The organism is Pseudomonas sp. P9_31 (genome assembly GCF_034008235.1).
Taxonomy (GTDB): domain Bacteria; phylum Pseudomonadota; class Gammaproteobacteria; order Pseudomonadales; family Pseudomonadaceae; genus Aquipseudomonas.
This window is the reverse complement of record NZ_CP125375.1, coordinates 3,495,482-3,517,808: the sequence shown is the minus strand read 5'-3', so window position 1 is coordinate 3,517,808 and position 22,327 is coordinate 3,495,482. Positions and strand designations below refer to the sequence as shown.

18 protein-coding genes and 1 pseudogene are annotated in these 22,327 nt (G+C 60.4%); 2 read left to right on the top strand and 17 right to left on the bottom strand.

Going from position 1 to position 22,327, the window contains the following annotated elements; translation table 11 throughout:
- Positions 1-55: 55 nt before the first annotated feature.
- The 10 genes and pseudogenes from QMK51_RS15365 to QMK51_RS15320 form a co-directional block, all read right to left on the bottom strand.
- A complete protein-coding gene (locus tag QMK51_RS15365; RefSeq protein WP_320390769.1) occupies positions 56-406 on the bottom strand; it encodes a DUF2934 domain-containing protein in 351 nt (116 codons plus the stop codon).
- Positions 407-427: 21 nt separating this feature from the next.
- Positions 428-3,223: a malto-oligosyltrehalose synthase gene (locus QMK51_RS15360; RefSeq protein WP_320390768.1), complete on the bottom strand. Its 2,796-nt coding sequence runs from the start codon at positions 3,221-3,223 to the stop codon at positions 428-430.
- Positions 3,220-5,298 carry a 4-alpha-glucanotransferase gene (malQ, locus tag QMK51_RS15355; protein ID WP_320390767.1) on the bottom strand — a complete coding sequence of 693 codons (2,079 nt, stop codon included), beginning with the start codon at positions 5,296-5,298 and terminating at the stop codon, positions 3,220-3,222. The genes QMK51_RS15360 and malQ overlap by 4 nt, the downstream gene beginning before the upstream one ends.
- The gene (gene treZ, locus QMK51_RS15350) at positions 5,295-7,091 is read right to left on the bottom strand and encodes a malto-oligosyltrehalose trehalohydrolase (protein WP_320390766.1); all 1,797 of its coding nucleotides are present in this window, start codon (positions 7,089-7,091) and stop codon (positions 5,295-5,297) included. Before treZ ends, malQ begins: the two co-directional genes overlap by 4 nt.
- Positions 7,092-7,104: 13 nt before the next feature.
- A complete protein-coding gene (gene glgA / locus QMK51_RS15345; protein ID WP_320390765.1) occupies positions 7,105-8,691 on the bottom strand; it encodes a glycogen synthase GlgA in 1,587 nt (528 codons plus the stop codon).
- A gap of 581 nt (positions 8,692-9,272) precedes the next feature.
- Positions 9,273-10,226 (bottom strand): D-2-hydroxyacid dehydrogenase family protein, encoded by a 954-nt coding sequence (locus tag QMK51_RS15340; protein ID WP_320390764.1) that lies wholly within the window; start codon positions 10,224-10,226, stop codon positions 9,273-9,275.
- Positions 10,227-10,239: 13 nt separating this feature from the next.
- A pseudogene (locus tag QMK51_RS15335) lies at positions 10,240-10,752 on the bottom strand (alpha/beta fold hydrolase); the annotation flags it as partial.
- A 4-nt stretch (positions 10,753-10,756) separates the two neighbouring features.
- Positions 10,757-11,191 (bottom strand): YqaA family protein, encoded by a 435-nt coding sequence (locus tag QMK51_RS15330; RefSeq protein ID WP_320390763.1) that lies wholly within the window; start codon positions 11,189-11,191, stop codon positions 10,757-10,759.
- Positions 11,191-11,637, bottom strand: a complete 447-nt coding sequence (locus QMK51_RS15325) for a DUF411 domain-containing protein (RefSeq protein WP_258695995.1) — start codon at positions 11,635-11,637, stop codon at positions 11,191-11,193. Before QMK51_RS15325 ends, QMK51_RS15330 begins: the two co-directional genes overlap by 1 nt.
- Before the next feature lie 238 nt (positions 11,638-11,875).
- Positions 11,876-12,871, bottom strand: a complete 996-nt coding sequence (locus QMK51_RS15320) for an aldo/keto reductase (RefSeq protein ID WP_320390762.1) — start codon at positions 12,869-12,871, stop codon at positions 11,876-11,878.
- 118 nt (positions 12,872-12,989) lie between these two features.
- On the opposite strand from QMK51_RS15320, the gene QMK51_RS15315 reads away from it, so the two are divergent.
- Entirely contained in the window at positions 12,990-13,916 is a 927-nt protein-coding gene (locus QMK51_RS15315; protein WP_320390761.1) for a LysR family transcriptional regulator, read from the top strand.
- Here the strand turns inward: QMK51_RS15315 and QMK51_RS15310 are convergent.
- The 6 genes from QMK51_RS15310 to QMK51_RS15285 all read right to left on the bottom strand — a co-directional run bounded on the left by QMK51_RS15310 (position 13,905) and on the right by QMK51_RS15285 (position 21,443).
- Positions 13,905-14,867 (bottom strand): GNAT family N-acetyltransferase, encoded by a 963-nt coding sequence (locus QMK51_RS15310; RefSeq protein ID WP_320390760.1) that lies wholly within the window; start codon positions 14,865-14,867, stop codon positions 13,905-13,907. The two genes, QMK51_RS15315 and QMK51_RS15310, sit on opposite strands and share 12 nt — an antisense overlap.
- On the bottom strand, positions 14,867-16,156 hold the full coding sequence (locus QMK51_RS15305; RefSeq protein WP_413817484.1) for a phenylacetate--CoA ligase family protein: 1,290 nt from the start codon (positions 16,154-16,156) through the stop codon (positions 14,867-14,869). The genes QMK51_RS15310 and QMK51_RS15305 overlap by 1 nt, the downstream gene beginning before the upstream one ends.
- Positions 16,157-16,217: 61 nt before the next feature.
- The gene (locus QMK51_RS15300) at positions 16,218-18,620 is read right to left on the bottom strand and encodes an aldehyde dehydrogenase family protein (protein WP_320390758.1); all 2,403 of its coding nucleotides are present in this window, start codon (positions 18,618-18,620) and stop codon (positions 16,218-16,220) included.
- A gap of 1 nt (position 18,621) precedes the next feature.
- Positions 18,622-19,752, bottom strand: coding sequence for an acyl-protein synthase (locus tag QMK51_RS15295; RefSeq protein WP_258695990.1), 1,131 nt, complete (start codon positions 19,750-19,752; stop codon positions 18,622-18,624).
- Positions 19,753-19,773: 21 nt separating this feature from the next.
- Complete coding sequence (locus QMK51_RS15290) at positions 19,774-21,015, bottom strand: MFS transporter (RefSeq protein WP_320390757.1); 1,242 nt, start codon at positions 21,013-21,015, stop codon at positions 19,774-19,776.
- Positions 21,016-21,305: 290 nt separating this feature from the next.
- Positions 21,306-21,443 (bottom strand): hypothetical protein, encoded by a 138-nt coding sequence (locus QMK51_RS15285; RefSeq protein WP_258695988.1) that lies wholly within the window; start codon positions 21,441-21,443, stop codon positions 21,306-21,308.
- 156 nt (positions 21,444-21,599) lie between these two features.
- On the opposite strand from QMK51_RS15285, the gene QMK51_RS15280 reads away from it, so the two are divergent.
- Complete coding sequence (locus QMK51_RS15280; protein ID WP_223486845.1) at positions 21,600-21,788, top strand: hypothetical protein; 189 nt, start codon at positions 21,600-21,602, stop codon at positions 21,786-21,788.
- On the opposite strand, the gene QMK51_RS15275 is transcribed toward QMK51_RS15280, so the two are convergent.
- Positions 21,778-22,179, bottom strand: a complete 402-nt coding sequence (locus QMK51_RS15275) for a fe2+ zn2+ uptake regulation protein (RefSeq protein ID WP_258695987.1) — start codon at positions 22,177-22,179, stop codon at positions 21,778-21,780. The two genes, QMK51_RS15280 and QMK51_RS15275, sit on opposite strands and share 11 nt — an antisense overlap.
- Positions 22,180-22,327 lie beyond the last annotated feature (148 nt).

Genomic DNA, 22,327 nt, shown 5'->3' with positions numbered 1-22,327 from the left:
CTCTCGGTGGCGAGAGGGCTCGCCACGAAGTCAATCAGGACAAGGCCGTGAAGCGTCAGACCGCGGGCGGTTTACGCGCGGCGCGAGGCTTTTTTACGGTGGCTTTTTCGCCCGGCGGAGTCACTGCCGAAGCTGCGGCGGGTTTGGCTTTGGGCTTGGCACGGGCTTTGGGTGTGGCTTCGATGCCCTTGGCATTGACCAGTTTGCCGTCGGGCTTGCTGGCAGCGGACTTGTTGCCGACACTTTTGCTGCCGGTCGCTTTCGCTGACTTGCCGGGCGCCAGTGCTTCGGCTTCGGCCAGCTTGCAGGCCATTTCCCAATGGCGTTTTTCCTGGCCAACGGGTTTGCCTTCGGATTCCCAGATTTGATAGGCAAATTCGCGGATGCGTTTATCGTCGGTACTCATCGCAATGCTCCTGGACTGAACTCAAGCTTGGGTCGTTTGGATAATGAGATTGACCGGGAAAGCCCCCAGCGCGGCGCTGACCATTAGTTCCCTGTGTTTTGTGACTGCGACGCTTGCAAAAAGTCCCTTCAGATTTTCTTCAGGGGCGGCGAATGGCAATTTGACTCGGGTATCGCCCCACAGGGGCGCATCAACCTGTGGATCGGCACTGTTTTCCAGCAGTTCGGCACAGCGTATCGGTACGATCACGATAGCCCGTTTTCCCTGCCATTCCCGCGCAAACGCCAGTACCCGGTGAGCCTGGCCGCCAATCACTTCAAGGGTTTGATAAGTCCCTTTTTGAAACAGCTCGACATGCTCGGCGCGCAGGTTCAACACCTGGGCAACCAGGGCTTGCTTGATGCGCCCGTCACGCCAGTTCGCCAACAGATCGGGCAGCTCCAACCGTTTGTGCATGGCCTGCTGGCGGCTGGCGTAATCCACCGGTCGACGGTTGTCTGGATCGACCAACGTAAAGTCCCAGAACTCGTTGCCCTGATAGAGGTCCGGAACCCCCGGCACGGTCATTCGCAGCAAGGTTTGCGCCAATCCATTCAGCGCGCCCGGTGCGGCAATGCTCTGCGCCGCTGCACTGATGGCCTTGCGCAATGGCTGGCCTTCGGGGCTCAGCAGCAGACGCTCGAGAAACCCGTGGGTCGCCTGTTCATACGCCTCGTTTGGCGCGCTCCAGCTGCTTTGCAACTTGGCTTCGCGCAGGGCTTTTTGTTGCCACTGCCAAATACGTTTGGCGTAGTCCTCGAGCGCCACTTGATCGTCACTGCGCAGTTCCAGTGGCCAACTGCCGAGGATCGCTTGATAGAGAATCAGCTCATCGCCCGCCGAGGGCGCGCCGGGGTCGGTGCGCAGTTCGCCGGCCAGGTTTCGCCATTGTTCGACCTGTTCGGCATACCAGGCGCTGCGTTCGCTCAACACCGCCAGCCGCGCGCGGCTGTCTTCGCCGCGTTTGTGGTCGTGGGTCGCGGTGGCCAGCAGGTTGTCGGGGAATTCGGCGAGGCGATTAACGCAGGTAGCATGGAAGTCGGAAACCGGCGCACTGAACTGCTCGGTGTTGTAGCCGACATCGTTGCGCGACAGCAGCACCGCCGAGCGATAGAGCGCGGTGTCTTCCACCGCCTTGGCCGCCGCCGGTGAGGTCAGTTGCTGGAAGCGCACGCACGCATGCTTGAGCAGTTTGCGTGGGCGGCCCATTGGGCGCTTGCGCCAGGGTTGGCCACCGAGCCAGCCGGCCAGGCAGTCGAGCACTGGCCAATCGGCTTCGCCAAGGGTTTGCCTTGCACCGTCCATGGCCTGCTGGAAAAACGCCTCGTCCTGAGCAAAGCGGCCCAAGGGGCTGATGTAAGTGCGGTACACCGGGAAGTGCACGATCAATTCCTGCAAGGCCCGACGGATCGCGCCGAGGGTCAGGTCCCGCGTCATCAGGTCGTCCCGGGCCACTTGCAACAGGGCGTGGGCGACACTTTCGAAATCCCCGGCCAACGAGCCGTTGAGAATCTGCTGGCGCGCCAGTTGCGCTTCCTGGCGGAAATCGGCGGGCCGTTCGCTGTGCCGGCTCCAGAGCTCACCCAGGGTCCGGGCGCCTTCGGGGTCGTGTTGCAGCAGCGACAACTGGTTCATGAATTCGTAACCGGTGCTGCCATCGACGCACCAGTCGCGGTGCAGGGTTTCGCCTTCGCCGAGGATCTTCTCGACGTAGATCGGCAGGTGCCGCTGCGGTGACAGGCGATCGACCCTGCGCCGCAGTTTGCGGCAGTAACCGCGCGGGTCGGCGAGGCCGTCGATGTGGTCGATGCGCAGCCCGTCGACCAGGCCTTCGGCCACCAGCTCGAAGATTTTTGCATGGGTCGCTTCGAACACCGCTGGACGTTCGACGCGCAGGCCACCCAGTTCGTTGATATCGAAAAAGCGCCGCCAGTTGATATCGTCCGCCGCGGTGCGCCAACTGGCCAGGCGATAACTCTGGCGTTCCAGCAGCGTGTGCAGACGCTGGAAGCCCTCGGGGTTGAGCGAGTCGTAGGTGCCGAGCGTGCGCTGGATGGCGTGCAGAACGGCCGGATCGCTGGCCAGTGCCCGCAGCTCCGTTTTCAGTGGAATCGCCAGACTGTGGGCGTCGGTCTGATAGCTCAAGGTAATGAAGCGGTCCGCCAGGGATTTGAGCCGCTCAGCCTGTTCGGCATGCAATTGATCATCTGTCTTGAGCAGTTCGCCGTAGTTCGTGGGGCAAATCGGGAAGTGATGTTCGTAGTGCTCGACATAAAAGGCACCGCGCCGGGCATCGAAGCGCAAGGGCAGGGTGCCGTTCTGCAGGGCGACGCCGTAATCGCTGCCCAGGAAGGGCAGCAGCAACTGGCCTTCCATCAACGGGTCGGGCGAGTGCCATTGAATGTCGAAGAACTCGCCGTGAGGGCTCAGTCGTCCCCATTCCAGCAAGTCGAGCCACCAGGGGTTATCGCCACCGCCGACGGCCATGTGGTTGGAGACGATGTCGAGGATCAGCCCCATGTGCTGTTCGCGCAACGCAGCGACCAAACGGCGCAAGGCAGCTTCGCCGCCCAGTTCAGGGTTGACCGTGGTCGGGTCCACCACGTCGTAGCCATGCATGGAGCCTGCGCGGGCGGCGAGCAGCGGCGAGGCGTAGACGTGGCTGATGCCCAGACTGGCAAAGTACGGCACCAGCGGGATCGCCTGATCCAGGGTGAAGTCTTTATGAAATTGCAGCCGCAGGGTCGCCCGCAGCGGTGGGTTGAGCGGTTGCTTCATTGGTCACGCTCGGCCGCCTGAAGTCGCGCGCAGGCGAGCAGTTCCAGGCGGCGGGCGGCGTCCGGATCATCGAGCAGGGCTTCGCTGTCGCCAGGTAGCCTGCGGGACCAGTTGGGATGGCTGTCGGTAGTGCCGGGCAGGTTGGCCTGCTGTTCGATACCCAGGGCATCTTCCAGCGGCAGCAACACCAGCGGCGCGCGGGTATGGCCGAGGAAGCGGACGCTGGCGTCGAGCACCTGATCGGTTTCATGGGACTCTTCGCGAAAATTCTGCGGGTCCTGGCTCAATACCCGACGCAAACCTTCGCGCTCGCGTTCGCGATGGTGGCGCCATTCGATTTCACCCGTGGCGTCGGTCAGGCCCAAGCGAGCGCTCCAATCGATATCGCGGCCATGCCACCAGCCATTGAGCGTCGGCAGGTCATGGGTACTGGTGGTTGCCAGGGCGTTGTCCGGCCAGTCGAGAATCGGCTTGAAGTGGGTGTTGTCCTGTTCGAACAGCAGCACGCGCATGCCGAGGATCGAGCGCGCGATGAGTTTTTCCCGCAGGCCATCGGGTACGGTGCCGAGGTCTTCGCCGAGAACGATGGCCTGATGCCGATGGGATTCGAGGGTCAGCAAGCGCAGCAGGTCGTCCACCGGGTAATAGAGGTAGGCGCCGTCGCTGGGCGGTGCGTCGTTGGGGATCACCCACAGTCGTTGCAGGCCCATGACGTGATCGATGCGCAGGCCGCCGGCATGGGCGAAGTTGGCCCGCAGCATTTCGATGAACGCGCGAAAGCCGTTGCGCACCAGGCCTTCGGGGGAAAACGCGGAAATGCCCCAGCCCTGGCCCGTGCGGTTGAGGATGTCCGGTGGCGCACCCACGGTCAGGGAGGCGAGTAATTCGTCCTGGCGACTCCAGGCCTGGCTGCCGCCGCCGTCGGCGCCCACCGCGAGGTCGGCGATCAGGCCGATGCCCATGCCGGCACCGCGGGCGGCGGCCTGGGCGCGTTCCAGGCTGCGGGCAATCAGCCATTGGCAGAACGCGTAGTAGCCGATGCGGGACGAGTTTTCTTCGGCAAAATGCGCAAGAGCGGTGCTGCGCGGGTCACGCCATTGCTCGGGCCACGCGCGCCAGTCGAGGTTTTCACCGCGCTGCGCACGGGCTTCCTGAATCGCTTCGAAGCGGCAATGATTTTCCAGCGCTTCGCCACCGGCATGGCGGAAGCTGCTGAAGTCGGCATGCAAGGGGTGTTCGCCGTGGGTGAACCCTTCGTACAAGGCTTCGAGCAAGCGGTGCTTGGCTTCGGCGGCGGTGGGCCAGTCGATCAGCGGCAGTGCTTCGAGGTGCTTGAGCTCAGCGCCAAGGCCGGTGGCGTCGATCGCGGTGCGCAGGGCGCGTTCACCGAGAATGGCACCGGGCGCCGCGTACAGGCTATTGAGGAACAAACGGCTGGATGGCGAGTAAGGGCTGTAACGCTGGGTGTCGCCGCTGAACATCGCGTGCAGCGGGCTGATCGCCAACGCTTCGGCGCCCCGTTCGCCGGCCACCCGGGCCAGATCTTCGAGGGACTGGGTATCGCCGAAACCGCCATCGCCGGGACGGCGCAGCGAGTACAACTGCACACTCAGGCCCCAGGCACGCGGGTTTTGACTGTCAACGGCGTCGCCGACGCTGTAGCAGCGCTCGGGCGCCACCGCGAGGGTGAAGGATTGATCGTCGATGCTGACGTGCTGATAACCCACCGGCACCAGCCCGGGCAAAACAGCGTTGTCATCCAGCTTCAAGTTAATCCGTGAGCCGTCTTCCAGATGAATTTCACACGGGGTTTGCGGTGCGAAGTAGTGGGCCAGATTAAGGCCGACGCCCACGTCGCAGGTCAGCAGCGGTGGCAGGTGCCGGGTTTGTTGCACCTGCTGCAGTTGCAGCAGGCTGGCGTCGATTTCCTCGGCAGTGTCGGCGGGATGGCCAAGCCCGGCCAGCACTGAGCGCAGCACCGCCGGGGCGACTTTTTGTGGGCGGCCATTGGCGTCGATCCAGTCGACGGCCAAGCCTGCTCGGCCGGCCAGTATTTCCAGTTGTGCATCGCTCATGGGCGCTCTCCATCCGGGGGTAGCAAAGGGGCTGCGGCCGTGAGGCTGACGAGCGCGCAATGCGGGGCAAGTGTGCCCTGATCCAACAGGTCGGCCGATTGCGGCGGGTATTCGAACAGCCGCGTCGCGTTGGCCTGTGGGGTGTGGACCACGGGCGCGTCGCTGAGGTTCAGGTCAATGCGCAGCTGACTGCCATTGCCCAGCCGCCAGCGTGCCGTCACCGCGCCCTCGGCCAGTACCTGCGCACCCAGGGCCTGGGCGCCCGGCAGGTGCGGGATGATGTGCCGATGGCGGATCTGCAACAGTTGGCGATACAGGGCGTAAACCGGCGATTGCCGGGTGGCGGTCAGCTTCGGCCGCGATGCTTCGAAGGTCTGCGTCGCGTTGGGGTCGGGTATTTGCTCGCGCGTGTGCGGGTCGGCAAAGGTACTGAAGGCCGCGAACTCATTGCGTCGACCTTCACGCACCCACTGCGCCAGTTCACCGTGGTGGCTGGTGAAGAACAGGAACGGTTGCTCGGCGGCGAACTCATCGGCCATGAACATCAGCGGAATCATCGGCGACAACAGCAGCAATACGGTGGCGGCGTAGAGGGCATCAGGCCGGGCCAGTTGATGCAGGCGCTCACCAAAGGCGCGGTTGCCTATCTGGTCGTGGTTTTGCAGAAACAGCACGAAGGCCGTGGGCGGCAAGTGACCGCTCGGCTCACCGCGTGGCGTACCGTGGCGGGTGATATGGCCCTGAAACACGAAACCCTGGCTCAGGCAGCGGGCGAGTTGTTCGGTGGGGTTTTCGGCGTAGTCGGCGTAATAGGCGTCGGTTTCACCGGTGAGCAAAACGTGCAGGGCGTTATGGCCGTCGTCATTCCACTGCGCGTCGAAACCTTGCTCCAGCAGGCTGGCCTGGTTGTGCTCGTTTTCCGCCATGAGCCACACGTGCCGCGCCGTGTCGGTTTGCTGGCGAACCCGTTGCGCCAGCTCCTGAAGGAAGTCCGGGTCTTCGATGGCGTGCACCGCGTCCAGACGCAGGCCGTCGAAGCGGTACTCCCGCAACCACATCAGCGCGTTGTCGATGAAGAAGTCGCGCACCTCGCGCCGCCGGAAGTCGATGGCCGCGCCCCACGGGGTGTGCTGGTCTTCGCGGAAAAAGCCTTGGGCGTAGCGATGCAGGTAATTGCCGTCCGGGCCGAAGTGGTTGTAGACCACGTCGAGAATCACCGCCAGGCCATGACCATGGGCCGTGTCGATCAGGTGTTTGAGTTGTTCGGGGGAGCCGTAGGAGGCCTGAGGCGCGTAAAGTAAAACCCCGTCATAGCCCCAATTGCGCTCGCCGGGAAACTGCGCCAGCGGCATCAGTTCGATGGCAGTAATGCCCAGCTCGACCAGGCGCGCCAGATGTTGCTCGACCTCGCTGAACCCCCCAAGTGCACCGACGTGCAGCTCGTAGATCACCGCCTCATTCCATGGCCGACCCTGCCAGGCGCTGTGTTGCCACCGATAAGCGAGGGGGTCGACCACCACGCTGTGGCTGCCGATGTCGCCCGCCTGGGCGCGGGAGGCTGGGTCCGGCACCGTAAGCTCCCCATCGATGTTGTAGCGGTAACGGGTTCCTGCGGGGCAGCGGGTATTGATCACAAACCAGCCATCGGCCTGAGGCAGCAGCGGCAGGGATTGTCCGTTTTCCAGTTCAAGACTGACGTAAAACGCATCTGGCGCCCACAAGGCAAAACGCGTGTGCTCTGCGTCCAGCATGATTGCGCCGTGGGGCCAGGTCTCAAGGGTCCGTAACGGCATCGTTGAAAACCTCTTACTGTTTGCCCGATTTGCCCAGCGCTTTAGCCACCAGTTGTTCATAGAGTTCGGCGTAGGGTTCGACCGCCTTGCACCAGTTGAAGGGCGCCGCCATGGCCCGGCAGCGCATGGCGTTGAGCAGGCCCGGGAAGGCGAACACCTTGAACGCGCGGCTCAGGGCTTCGCGGTAGCTCTCCACGGTGGATTCGTCGAAAAGGAAACCGGTCACGCCGTTTTCAATGGTGTCGGCCAGGCCTCCGGTATTGCGCGCCACCGGCAATGAACCGAAACGCTGGGCGTACATCTGGCTCAGGCCGCAAGGTTCGTAACGCGAAGGCATCAGCAGGAAGTCACTGCCGGCGAACATCCGGCGGGCGTCGGTTTCATTGAAGCCGATGTGCACGCCGATTTGCCCGGGGAAGCGCAACGCCAGCTCACGCATGGCTTGTTCTTCTTCCGGTTCGCCACGGCCGATGATCGCGATCTGCCCGCCATTGGCGACGATGTATTCGGCCACCGCTTCGGTCAGGTCCAGGCCTTTCTGGTAGACCAGCCGCGAGACCACGGCGAACAGCGGACCTTCGGAGTCTTCCAGGCCGAACAGTCGGCGAACGTGCGTCGCGTTGATCGCTTTGCCGTCCCAATCGCCGATGCCGAAAGGGTGGAACAGGTGCGGATCGGTAGCGGCGTCCCAGCTTTCATCGATGCCATTGGGAATCCCGCTGAGCAGACCTTGCTGGGTCTTGGCGGCGAGAAAGCCGTCGAGGCCGCAGCCGAAGGCCGGCGTGGTGATTTCCTGGGCATAGGTGGCGCTGACGGTGGTGATGTGGCTCGAATAGGCCATGCCGGCCTTGAGAAACGACATCTTGCCGTAAAACTCCATGCCTTCCTGTTGCAAGGCATGCAGGGGGATACCGAGTTCCGGGCACGAGCCGAGGCTGGTCACGCCCTGGTACGCCAGGTTGTGGATGGTGAACAGGGTCGGGGTGCGTTGCCCGCGCCAGTGCATATAAGCGGGCGCGAGGCCGGCAGGCCAGTCGTGGGCGTGCACCAGGTCGGGGCACCAGTGAATTTGTGCGAGGTTGGCGGCGATATCGGCTGCGGCGAGGCCCAGCCGGGCGAAACGAATATGGTTGTCCGGCCAGTCGCGGCCGTTGTTGGCGCCGTAGGGCGAACCTTCGCGCTCGTACAGTTCAGGGCAGATCAACACGTAAATGACCAGGCCGTCAGGCATGTCCATGCGCCCGATCTTGCAGGGCGGCAACGCGGCGTGCCCGCCCAGTTCACCGATGATATGAATCGGATTTTCGCTGTTCAGCACTTGCGGGTAACCGGGGATCAACACCCGGACGTCGTGCAAGTGAGCCATGGCTCGTGGCAGCGCGGCGGAAACGTCGCCCAGGCCACCGGTCTTCACCAGATCGGCAATCTCCGAGGTGACGAACAGGACTTTCTTCTTGTTGGGATTTTGACTGGCTACCGGTGCCAGCGTCTTGGTGACGGGTACGCTGACCGATTTGGCGGTAAGAGCCTCCACGGCGTTCGTTTCGCCGACCTGCTGATGAGCACGCTCTCCCTGAATATCTAACGCCGTACTGATCATATGGATCTCCCCGTGTTGTTGATCTAATTCCAGGCCGGGCACAAATGGTGTTCGTGGCCAAATCCGTGACCGGGCGCAAACGCGCTACGCATCGGTGAGCAAACGCTGCCCATGCGCTGAAGCAGAATGGGTGGAGTGGCTGTTGCAAGGAATGCACCAGTCGCTGTGGCCCTACCTTTAACCTGACCCGAAGCCGGCATCAAAAGTTTCGATTTTTTTCACCGAATGACCGGCCGGTTTTACCCCGCGAAAATGAGTCTAGGCCAGAACCTAGAGCGGGGCTCGTCAACTGGGGAGATTGTTCGACAATCGGTTGAGAGAAGATGCAAGCACGGGGCCTTGCGGGGAAGCGCACCGACGAAGGGCAGGTTTGTTTTTGGGTGTGGGTCAAATCGGCACCGGGAAGTCACCGAAATGGGCGCGGTGAAACAGGTTTTTGCACCATTGCAGTGCGCAGGGTGCAGGAAGTGGTGGTGGGTTTGAGGGCCTCATCGCGAGCAGGCCCGCTCCCACATTTGCTCTGCACCGAACACAAAACCCCTGTGGGAGCGAGCCTGCTCGCGAAGAACGATAACGCGGTCTTAGTTCAGAATCCGAACCGGCGCCCCGGCCACCCAGGCTTGAATGTCCTCGATCATCTGCGAAAAAAACAGTTGGTAGTTCTGCCGGCTGACATACCCGACATGAGGTGTGGCCAACACATTGTCCAGCGTTCTAAAGGGATGATTGCGGGGCAACGGCTCGTGTTCGAACACGTCCAGAGCAACGCCCGCCAGGCGTTTTTTCTGCAGCGCCTTGATCAGCGCCGACTCATCGACAATTGGCCCGCGCGCAGTATTGACCAGCCATGCCGTGGGTTTCATCCAGTCCAATGCCTGAGCGTCCACCAGCCCTCGGCTGCGGTCGCTGAGCACCAGATGAACCGACAACACATCGGCTTGCTCGAACAGTTCCTGCTTGCTGACGTAGGTCACGTCGACTTCGGCAGCCCGTTCGGCGGTCAGGTTTTCGCTCCAGGCAATTACCCGCATGCCGAACACCTGACCGAACCGGGCGACCCGTTGACCGATGCTGCCCAGGCCGAGGATCCCCAGCGTCTTGCCTTGCAGGTCACCGCCCAGGCCTTGTTGCCAAAAACCTGCGCGCAAGGCATTGGCTTCATTCACCAGGTTGCGGGTCGCGGCCATGATCAGCGCCCAGGTCAGTTCGGGCGCGGCGTGTTTGTAACTGTCGGTGCCGCAGACCTGGATACCCAGCGCGGCAGCCGCTTTCAGGTCCAGGGCGGCGTTGCGCATGCCGCCGGTCACCAGCAGTTTGAGTGTGGGCAAGCGGCGCAGCAGGTCTTCGTCGAACCGGGTGCGCTCGCGCATCACGCAGATCACCTCGAATGCGCCCAGACGCTCGGCCAGGGTTTCGTTGTCGGCGGGGTAGTCATGGATAAAACTCACCTCCCCGATGGTGTCCAGCACCGACCAGTCCAACACGTCGCGAGCTACGCCCTGCCAGTCATCGATCACCGCAATTTTCACCGCCATCAGCCTTACCTCATCAACGAACGGGATTGGTTTTGTTCAGCCAGTCGAGCAACGCCTGATGGAACTTCGCCGGTTCCTCCATCTGCGGCGCGTGGCCAAGGCCCGGGAATTCAATCAGGGTCGACTGCGGGATCAGCTTCGCCACATGCTTGCCGAGTACGTCGTAATGACCGATTTTCGCCTTGACCTCGGGCGGAGCGATGTCCTTGTTGATGGCTGTGGTGTCGCAGGTGCCGATCAGCAGCAGGGTCGGCACTTTCAGGTCCTTGAACTCGTAGTACACCGGTTGTGTGAAGATCATGTCGTAAATCAGTGCCGAGTTCCACGCTACCGCTGTTTTGCCCGGTCCTTTGGCCAGGCCTGCGTACATGTCCACCCAGCGGTCAAACTCGGGCTTCCAGCGGCCATCGTAATAGGTGGTGCGTTGGTAGTCGTGGATACCTTGCGCGGTCACGTTCAGCTCGCGCTCATACCATTGATCAACCGTGCGATATGGCACGCCGAGGGTTTTCCAGTCTTCCAGGCCGCGTTCAACCCATCCAGCCCAGCGTGGCCAGGGCCAGCACACCATAGCGGGCGCCCTTGGCGAGGGTCACGATCAGCAGGAAACGCCCCGGCGGTTCGCGCATGACGCCGGCCACCAACGTCAGTGGGTCGCCAATGATGGGCACCCAGCTCAGCAGCAAGGACCAATGACCGTAGCGCTGATAGTGCTTTTGGGCTTGCTGGAGGTGGCGAGGCCTGACTGGAAACCAGCGTCGGTCGCGGAACCGCTCGATGCCGCGCCCCAGCCACCAGTTCAGCAGCGAGCCCAGCACGTTGCCCAGCGTTGCCACTGCCAGCAGCGACCAGAGCCCATACTGGCCGCTGAGCAACAGCCCCACCAACACCGCTTCGGACTGCAAGGGCAGCAGGGTCGCGGCACCGAACGCCGCGAGAAACAGCCCGATGTAGGCACCCAACATCAATGGGCAGGGTAGTCCGCCACCACCACGTCAGTGCCGTCCTTTTTCAGGCCGATCACCTGGTAGGCATCACTCATGCCGTCCATTTCCATGCCGGGCGAGCCCATGGGCATGCCGGGGGCGGCAACCCCCAACAGATCGTCACGCTTGCTCAAGGCCAGCACTTGCTCGGCCGGTACATGGCCTTCGACGAATTTGCCGTTGATCAAGCCGGTGTGGCAGGACGCGAGGCGAGGCGGAACGCCGTGTTGTTGTTTGAATTGGCTCATGTCGGCTTCGACATGATCTTCAACCTTGAAGCCGTTGGCTTCCAGATGGCTGACCCATTTCTTGCAGCAGCCACAGTTGGCATCGCGGTGAACTTCGATGGGGATCAAGTCGGCGGCCTGGGCCAGGGAGGATATGAACAGGGCGCTCAGGGCGGCCAGACGCAGGTGGGTTCGCATGGGGATTTCGTCTCGGGTTGCGGCCAAAAAAGATGCATTTTGACCCTTTTCAGCCGAGAGGAGATACGAGATTGTTTCCGGGTAATACAGCCTTGAGTAAACCCTTGTGGGGGCGGGCTTGCTCGCGAAAGCGGTGTGTCAGGCGACATCAATGTTGGCTGTGCTGCCGTCTTCGCGAGCAAGCCCGCTCCCGCAGGTTCCGCATCGCCAGCCCCCTCACCACAGGGCCGGGGACCACTTACCGGTCGAGCAACTTCATGACCTCTTCCGGATAGCGCAAGCCTGCGGTGGCGTTCACCGGGAATATTGCCTCCAGAGCGTGCAATTCTTCGCGACTCAGCTTCACGTCCAGCGCGGCGACATTTTCTTCCAGGTATTTACGCTGTTTGGTCCCCGGAATCGGGATCAGGTGGTCGCCCTGGGCCAGCACCCACGCCAGTGCCAGTTGGCCGGCAGTCACGCCTTTTTCTGCGGCCAGGCCCTGCACTTGTTGCACCAGCAACAGATTTTTCGCGAAGTTTTCCCCTTGAAAACGCGGGCTGAAACGACGGTAGTCGTCCGCCGCGAAATCATCCGGACTTTTCAGTGCCCCGGTGAGAAAGCCCCGACCCAAAGGGCTGTATGGGACGAAGGCGATGCCCAGGCGCTGGCACGCGGCCAGGCAACCGTTCTCCTCCTGATCGCGGCTCCACAGCGAATATTCACTTTGCAGTGCGCTGATCGGATGAACCTTGTTCGCTCGCTCCAGCGTGACGACCGATGCTTCACTCAACCCCAGGTAACGCACCTTGCCGGCCTTCACCAGCTCTGCCATCGCGCCGACGGTTTCCTCGATGGCCACCCGCGGATCGATGCGGTGTTGGTAATACAAATCCAGGGTTTCCACGCCGAGGCGCTTGAGGGTGCCGTCAATCGCCTCGCGAATGTATTCCGGTCGACCGTTGACGCCCCGTGCACCGGGGTTGGACGGGTCACGGACAATGCCGAACTTGCTGGCCAGAAACACCTGGTCACGCTTGCCGGCAATGGCCTTGCCGATCAGCTCTTCGTTGGTATGTGGGCCGTACATGTCTGCCGTATCGAGCAGGTTGATCCCCAGTTCCAGCGCGCGGTGCAACGTTGCCGTGGCTTCGCGGGTGTCCACGCCCGTGGTGTAGAAATCGGTCATGCCCATGCAGCCCAGTCCGATCGCGCTCACTTGCGGACCGTTTTTGCCCAGTTGACGTGTTTGCATGACATCAGCTCCCTGTGAATTGAAATCCCATTGTTGACCTCGACAGAAACAAGATAAACCGGCTAAAACTGCTATCACTATTTGCATTTTCTAAATAATCAGCCGGTAAGCCAAAGCAATGGACCGTTTCAACGCCATGCGTGTGTTCACCCGAATCGTCGAACTGGGCGGCTTTGCCAAAGCGGCGGACAGCCTGCAATTGCCCCGGGCGTCGGTGACCATTCTGATCAAGCAACTTGAGGCGCATCTGGGCGTGCAGCTGCTGCAACGCACCACCCGGCAGATCAGCCTGACGCTCGATGGCGCCGCCTATTACCCGCGTTGCGTACGGTTGCTGGCGGATCTGGATGAGACCGAGGCCGTATTTTCCGCTGCTCGTCACAACCCCAAAGGTCTGCTGCGAGTGGATATGCCGGCGGGGGTGGGGCGTTTGATCGTGATCCCGGCATTGCCGCAATTCACAGCCCGGTATCCCTTGATCGAGCTGGAGATCGGTTTGAATGACCGGCCTGTGGATCTGATTCGCGAAGGCGTCGATTGCGTGTTGCGGGGGGGCTCGCCCCTTGACGACTCACTGGTGGCGCGGCCGCTGGTCACGCTGGATCAAGTCACCTGTGCCAGCCCGGAATACTTGCAGCGTCTCGGGACGCCGCTGTGTCTGGAGGATCTGAAGGATCACCAGATGGTGGAATACTTTTCCAATAGCACTGGCAAACGCTACGGAATGGAATTTGTAGTCGATGACCAGCGGCGGCTGATCGACTTGCCCAAGCACGTTTCGGTCAACAGCGCCGATGGTTATCTGGCGGCGTGTGAGGCGGGATATGGTTTGGTCCAGGCTCCGTACTATCACGTTGCCCGCCAGTTGAAGGAGGGGCGCTTGGTCGAGGTCCTGAAGGATGTGCCGCCACCAGGTATGCCGCTGACGGCGCTCTATCCTCCTCACCGGCAGTTGTCCCGGCGGGTGCGAGTATTCGTCGACTGGATGGTGGAGCTCTGCACGCAGTCGGCTAATGGTTTTTATAGAAAGGACTCAAGCGGCTGAGCGCACTGCATTCAGTGCTTTGGCGCTACTGTGTGTGCTCGTGGTATTGGCGTTCAGCTGTAAGTCGTCATGTAACTGTTGCATGTGTGGGCAGTGCAGGTTGAGGGATCGAGACTGGGCACCTCGATGAAACAGGGCGAACCAGCCATTGTCGCCCGGCATGGGCATCAGGCCGGTGAAGGCGAAGCCCAGCGCCGAAAATCTGCGCAGATCCCGGGCGAAGTACCGGGACAGTTCGAGTCTGGCCGAGAGCAGCCAGTGACTGGGCAGTCGCCAGAGCTGCTCGAGCAAGTGTCTGTTCAAGCGCTGAATCACAATGTCGTACCGATGTTGGTGTTGCTTGATTTGCAAGGGCATCGCCGGTGGTGACGCCTTGTCCTGATGGGTTCCGAACACCGAGCACAGGTGCTGCATAAACGTCCGGCAGCTTTCGGGCCAAGGGATGTCGGGGAGAGGACGGGTGTGTCCGTCGATCATGTGACAGCCCATCACAATAGTTTCCGGCAGTGGTTCAGCGAATGGCGAAGGGACGTAGTCAGGAAGCAGTCCTGTACTGTAGAAGCCGATTTTTTCTGCCATGCGTTGAGTGTAGGGGTGGTGGGTCACTTGCTTGATCGAGACGCTCTTGAGCCCCAGAGTACCTGACTGCCTCAGTAACTCGCGGCTCAGACGGGTTGCGAGACTCTGTCCCTGGGCGGCGGGATGCACCACGCTGAGGGCCAGCTCCGCGGTATTCGAAGGCGTCTCGAGTCGCAACGCGGCATGCCCGAGGACGCGGGCGTCGTCCACGGCCAGCATCGATTGCCAGCGACCCTCGGCGTTGTGCTGACTGATCATGTCCGGCAAGTAGACATCTGGCTGAGCGTAATGATCGCCGTAGACTTCTCGGAACAACCGGCTCACCGCACCGGCGTCGGAGGGACGGTAGGCGCGAACTATCAACCGGGTCATCACGCGAACTCCAGTGAGGGAACGTCATACACTCGCAAATCCAGCACCCGCAGTTGTTTGCCCGAGCGAGGATGAAGCTCCAGGTCTGTGGTTGCGCAGGGCAGCACCCGCAACTCCAGCAGACCTTCGTGGCTCAGGTCGTCGATGGCGGGGTAGCGGGCAAGCAGCGCTTCACACAATGCGCGACGCACCGGCTCGACGGTTTGTAACTGAGGTTCGGGCACCCACTTCACGCTCAACAGATCCTTGGGGCCGGCCTGTTCGATCAGCAATTGCCATTGCTCGCTGTGCGCTACACGCTGAACGATCTCGTGTATTTCTTCGGTGAACAGCGACAGCACACCTACTCGTATTCGTTGACTGTGAGCGCTACGTCCCTTGAGGGCGAATTTACGCCTCGGGGTTGCGGTCGGTTCACGCCAACAGGCACGGTCGCCCACCGGATAGCGCAGCAGCGGCATGAGCCGGCGTGTCAGGTTGGTCAGTACCAACAACCCGGTGCGATCGCATTCTTCAATCACTTCACCGGTGTGTTCATCGACGATTTCCAGCAGGGTTTGCTGTTCGAATACCCGATGCTCGCCCAATGCACAGTCGCGATCGCTGGCGCCTATGAGTCCGGCGTCTACGCTGGCATAGCCAATGGAGGCGATGCGGGCGTTGGGGAACACTTCGCCGAGGATTGCCAACTGCGGGGCAAACAGGCTTTCGCCGCCATACAGCAGCGTCTCGACCCCACATAACACCCGCCGATGCTGCGCCAGGTAGGCCGCGAATCGCAGTAACTGTGCCGGCACTCCGGCCAGAACGTTGATCCGGTGTCGTGCGATGGCATCTGCCAGTACGTCCAGCTCGACGTCTCCGGTAAACGGAAACTCACAGATGGATTGCCCGACATGGGCCAGGGCGTCGTGAATAAACAGAAAACTGGCGTAGAGATCCCCTGAAAAGAACAGATTGGCGATCCGGTCACCCTTGTTCAGTTGAGAGGAGAGACTGCTTCCGAAGGTACTGACCAGTGTTTGCCATTCCTCGTAGGAGTAAACCGCAAGCTTGCCCTGACTGGTCGAACCTCCGGTTTTAAACACCAGCGCATCGTCGACGTTTGCGGTCAGAACCGGCCAATGACCCAAATCGTTGCTGCCGGCCCAATAGTCGGCCGCATGGGTTAATGGTAAGTTTTTTAAAGTAAAACCTTCCGTGGGCAAATGTTTCAGGTGTTTGCCGTAAAAGTTTGAGTGTTGTCGTACATGACGAACTAGTTGTTCAAACAAGCAGGTTGATTTCACTGGGATCTCTTTTTTATATCAGGCATCTTGATTAAAAGAACATAGCTAACGTTGTTTGTTTTTATTTTCGTCGGTCGATAACTAATGGATTTTTTCCGCTGTGTTTGTTTCGGGTGAATGAGTGTTCGGCGCACGCTGTCACTTCCACAACTAAAAGTGCAGAACTCACCGCATTCGCCAAGGCTTCGTGAGTCAGCAGCCTCTCGTGTACCCAGGCGGGGTCCGCATCCGCTAGAACGCGCATTCGTTCGGTCCCGTCGGCGGTGTGGTCCAGAACAATTTGAATCGGTATTGCCACGCTGTGTTCCAGCGCCGAAGGGGAAATGAATTCCGTGCCAATCCGCACCAGTTTGCCGTGCCGTTGCAGCAGTTCGAATCGTGGCGTCTCCAGTCCGCACGGGCAGGCTCCAGGTATCCAGCGCCCGGTGTCGCCGATGTCATATCGGTGCACGTGCTGACCTTGCCGGGCGCGGGACGTAAACAGCAGGCGGCCGATCTCATTGGCCTGCACCGGCACATCCTGTTCGAGCTGAACGATTTCCAGATGCTGGGTTTCGCACATCAAGTGAAACACGCCGTCCGCCGTCGCCCGACAGGCGTGCCCCAGGGGGCCTGCATCGACGGAGCCATAAAGGGCGGAGCGAATCGTCGACACCCCACAGCTTTCCATCAGACGCCGGCTGGCCTCCCCCGGATGCTCGCCGCCAAGGAATACTTTGCCGATACCGGCATAGGCGTGAAGTCGGGCCTGCTCTTTGAGGAACAAGCGATGCAGCGTACTGGGCATGCCGATCAGCACGTTGACACGCTGCTCCACGATCAGTCGGGCGACTTCGCTAAAGTCATCGTCCTGGGGCGCGCCCATGGGCAAATGCACAACGTCCATCTGCTCGAGAATGTTTGAAAAACTGAAAAAACCACCATAGAGGCTGCCGCCGTAGAACAGGTTCATCACCCGGTCCTGTGACGGATCGAGCCCGACGCAGAACATGCCATCCGCTGCGGCACGCATTTGCCGTTGAAAGTCGCGATAGCTGAAACCGGCCAGGGCCGGGGTCCCGCTACTACCGCCGGAGCGGAAGTACAGCTGTGCTTCTGGGCCGATTGGCTGGGTCGTGAAGGCGTCTTTGTCCATGATCGGGCCATGGGCCCTGTCGGGGGCAGGCGGAACCGGATCGAGCGTTGCACGGCCCGTCAAGACATCCGGGGGCAAACTCACCGATAGACGGCGACTCAGGCGCGACAGTGCGTAGACGCCATCGTGGGGCTCACCGGCGTAGCCGTCATGGATCGACTCGCAAGACGCAATGCGGCTGACGCCGGCATTGACCAATGTTCGAACGAGCGCGGGGGTTTCTGCCGAGGGGCACATCAACGCGCAGCTTTGCAGGACAGCGCGCCAGGGCTGCAGCGTTTCGGTGAGCAGAGACCGCGGCACTGGTTTGAGCAGAATCGTACGAAACAGCGGCGACGGCGCGAGCGTTTGGTGATGCTCCCAGATGACACGCCATCCGGGACCGGCCCACACCTGACCGGTCTGATGGTTGAAGCATTGATCGAGCTGCGCCATGGCAGTGCGAGTGGTGATTTCCGAAGCTTCCTGGTCTGTCGGCACCAACGCCGGCCAGTGGAGGGCGCGGCGTTTGAACGCTTCGGCCAGACGTTCTCCCAGGTCGCGCAGGACCACCGGATCGTTGCTGTCCACCAGCACCCATTGAGGGCTGGAGCACGCTTGTTGATCCAGAAGGCAGACTTCATCCGCCAACGCATCGAGCGCCGAAGGGGTCGCCGCGTCAGGTGACAGATAGGCGAAGCTGACCTTGTGACCCCAATCGATCCAGCGACAGCCGGCCGGGATTTGCTGACGGATCGCTTTAAGCGCCGTTTCTGCGCCCCAGGCGGATACCCCGTCGGCCTTGGCGCAGAGTTGAGCGATGCAAGAGGTGTTCACCGGCAGAACCGCTACGAATTCGGCCAGTCTGCCGCTGGTGTCGCACCGCGCAAGCGCGGCGAGCAACCGCGCGGTCAAACCCTGATCGCTGGAGCTGGGGCGAAGCCAGTTGATGTTGCCGGCCAACAGGCTTTCGAGGATCGCGCAGAACGCCAGCATCGGCGCATTGCCCGGGGTGATATGCACCACCAGCCCCAACGGATGCCAGCTTTCGAAGCTCGGCTGGCGGTAATCGATGCGTCGCAGCGAACGCGGTTGCTGGCCCAGTTCCCGCTCAAGTTTAGTGCTCAGGTTGCTGCGTTGGCAGAAATCGATGAGCCCCTGGTATTGATCATCGTCGAGGGACAGATCCAGGCTACGAGTTTGCAACTGCGTGGCAAAGTGAGCGGCGGACTCGATGACGGTGTCGCTATCGATCGGTGAAGAAAGCAGTCGAGGCAATGATTTCCGAAGGAGTTCCAGGGCGCTTTCCGGGGTGACGTCGTCACGCAACTGGCCATTGATCAGGTACATATCAAACGCCTCCGATCAGTTCTGAAGCGGCCATGGCACAGCTGCGACTGGTGGTGGTGCCGGCACGTCCATGCAACTCGAACCAATCGGTCGTCAGGCCGCATCCGCAACTTGTGCCGGGGTGCAATGACGCCAGATCGCCCATGACCACAGCATGGGCAGGGCTGGACGAAATGTACGGTGAGACGAACTCCAGCAAGCCACGCTGGCCGTATGGCTGGACCGTGAAACAGGATGGGTTGCGCACGAAAACCTTCGAGTAAATCGGCACATGAAAATGATGGTGGGCACACTGGATATAGGGCACGGCATGCTCTACGGCGCCGTAACCGTCCCGACAGCGGGACAGGTCGATACCCAATTGCCGGTTGATTCGGGCATACAACCGATGCAGGGGAATTTCCTGTGCTGCCTGGGTTTTCCAGCCACCCCCCAGAAACACCAGTGACTGGGCAGGCAACTGCAAATCGGCCACACAGGTGTCCTCCATGCGTTGAAGCGCATGGGAAAGGAACGCCGGAAAACCGAGAATGCGAACGGGCAATCCTTCTTCGGCAAACTCCTGCAAGGCACGAATCACACCGAAAAGGTCGAATTCGTGGCCTTTGCCGGTGACGCGCAAGCCGTACACGACTCGGTTGACGGGGGCATAGCTGCAAAGAAACTGATCGGTGTAGGCCGTTCCCAACGTGATGGCAGACTCGGGCTCGTAGCTCAGCAGGAGGTAATTGCAGGGGCTGTCCGGGGTATCCCAGCCGTAATGCCGGAAAATGTGGCTTACCATGCCTTGTGCCGCGGCCATGCTGCGATGATCGTAGCGCATGCGACTCTTCTGGCCGCTGGTGCCGGACGATGTCAGCTCCAGCGCGTCTTCGCCTGTAGGGCCGAACACCAAGTGACGTTTGAAGTAATTGGCAAAAATCGGTGGCAGCCTTGACCAGTCATCCAGTGTCTCCAGGGCGTGGGCATCGAGATCATTGGCGTTCAGCCAGCGTTCGTATCCAGGCGTGTGATGGCAATGAAACAGGCTGATTTCGCCCATGGCCCGGTCGAACAGGCCTTCCGGCACGGAGTCCAGACAATAGGGTTGCGTTAACGCGCAAAGCGCATCGGTGTGGGGGAGATGGATCATCAAAAGACCTATTGGGTGGTGTCAGACGGCCAGCGCGATGTGAGAGCGCCGCAGAAACAGTCGCAAGGGCAACAGGCACAAGAGCCCCATGAGACCGGCCATCAGGGCGAAGGCTTCAAGGCTGTCAGCGGCACCCAGTGCCGCGAGAATCGAGCCGCCACTACCCATGACGGCGATGGAGAGCATGCCGATCATGGCCGAGACCAGGCCTTTGCTGTCGTCGCTGGAAAACAGGGCAAGCCGGTACAGCGCAGCATTGCTCATGCCAAGACCGATGGCATATATCGACAGGCCACTGATCAGCAGTACCGTTGAAGCGCCGGTGAACGTGATGGCGACCAAGGCAATGAGCCCGCCGCAAAATGGCCAGAGCGCGTATCGGATCAGTTGGGGCAGTTCAGTGTTGGCAATCAATCGGTTGAGTATCAGATTGCCGAGAATGACGGCCGCAAATACCGGGATTTGCCACAGGCCATACTGCAGAGGAGAAAGCCCCTGGCTCTGGATCAGCAAGAGTGGCGCCAAGCCGATCCAGGCAATCAACGGCAGGCTCATGAGTCCCAGGGCGACGGCAGCGCTCAGGAATGGCGTGTTGGTGAGCAAGGCGGCGTATCGGCGCACGGTGCCGCCCCATTCAAAGGGCACAGCAGCCAATTGTTGACCGTCCTGGCGCAAGGTGCCCACGGTTTCCGGCATGAACAGGTAAAGCCCGAGCCAGACCGTCGCGCCGCCGACACCCAACACTAAAAACAACTCCCGCCAGGAAAGCCATTCCAGTGCCAGGCTGCCGAGCAGGGGGCCGAGCAGCGGGGAGAGCAGCGCAACGTTCCCCAGCAACGCCATGATTTTTACCGCGTCGGCTTCGCAGAAAACTTCTTGCAGGGCTGGATAACTGACAGCGATGACAAATCCCAACCCCATGCCCTGAATCAGGCGCAAGCCGTTGAAGGCAAGGATGCTCTGCACATGGAAAGCTGAGGCACAGGCCAGAGAGAACACCGCACAACCGATGAGCAGCATCGTGCGACGACCGAAGTGATCGGACAGCGGACCGATAAGCCATTGCAGAAGAATGCCGCCAATCAAGTAAAGATTGAAGGCATAAGGAACGTGGTTCGGGGTGGCATCCAGTTGATGGGTTACAGTCAACATGGCCGGCATGATCATATCGCTGGCCATATAAGTCAGAAGTTCGAAAAGAGTGATTACAAGACAAAACCCAAGTAATCGAGGCGGGCTTATATCTATCAAAGGCTTGTGCATGACGTTCCTGTTGGTGCTGGAAGTTTGATAAGGCAGCAGGCCAAGAGTAGTCATGGTCCATGAATAATTTCATGGGCTTATTTGAGGCTAAAAGTTTCCATATCTTTCGTTATGTGTCTGGCTGGAAGTTTAGGGGAAAAAAGAGTGGGGCTCTGTAAATAAAATTACAGTCGAATAAGAATAGTCCTATAAGAAAAATGCCCGCTATAGAGCAGGCATTTGTACACGGCTTGTAGGATAAGTTCTTCGGCGAGTGGTAAGTTTTCACTCGTAAAGAAAGTAATTTAACGTTAACGATGCTGATAGTAGCCCGGTCCGCCACGGTCATAATGGTGGCCGCCATGCCAGCCGCCGTGGGGGAAAATGATGCAGCCACTCAAGGTCAGGAGCGCAAGCAGGGGAATCAGCAGTGTGATTCGACGGAGCATTTTAAAAATCCTCATGGTTATCGCCGCAATGAAGTCAAAACTCTTCATCGGCTGTAACATGAGACCCGTTTGCAGCCCTTCATTCCCACGCAACGGTAGAGGCTTGGTAAGCAACCGGATGCAAACCGGATACATTTTTTGGTTCAGGAACCCGCAATGACCCAGTCGCAACGTTTGAAATACTCGATTCTGATCTCCCTGGTGGTACTGGGGATCATGTTCGGCCTCTCCTGGCTGCAAAACGCAGGGATCATCACAGAGAAGCTGTTCCAGTACATCGCCATTGGCGTGGCGGTGGTCGTGGTGGTCATCAATGGCGTGATGCGTCGCAAGGTCAAGCCTTGAGCGACGCCCCCCGGCCGGATGGCTCGCTATAAAGGACGGCGGCAGCCTGTGGATGCAGGCTGTAGCTTTTGTCTGGGTTGAGGGTAATCACGCCTTCACCGCACAAGCGTTTCAACACTTCGCGGACACTGAGAAAGGACAGGGGAATGTCCAGGTCCAGCAAGTGGCTGTGCACGCCGCGCACGCCCAGGCTGCGGTCGCTTTCGGCGGCGGTCAGCAAGGCGTCGATGACTTTCAGGCGAATCAGGCTGGTTCGCAGGCCAAAGCTTTTGAGCAGAAACCTGATCCGTTCGTTGCCGTGGCGTTCGGTCTGTTGATTGAAAACGCCGGAACCCATCGAGGTGTTCTTTGGCGCATGGCTACCGTCCGTTGGCAGTTGCGGGTTGTACATGCAAAAACTCCTTTTCAGAGCCTGATCAGGACAATGTGATGGATGCTCTTAACCAATAAGACGAACGAGCAGGGAAATAATGAAGAACCGTATGTAGAAAATTTGTCGCCGTTACGTCAGCAACCCGTGAGATGGGCGTGGGGCGACC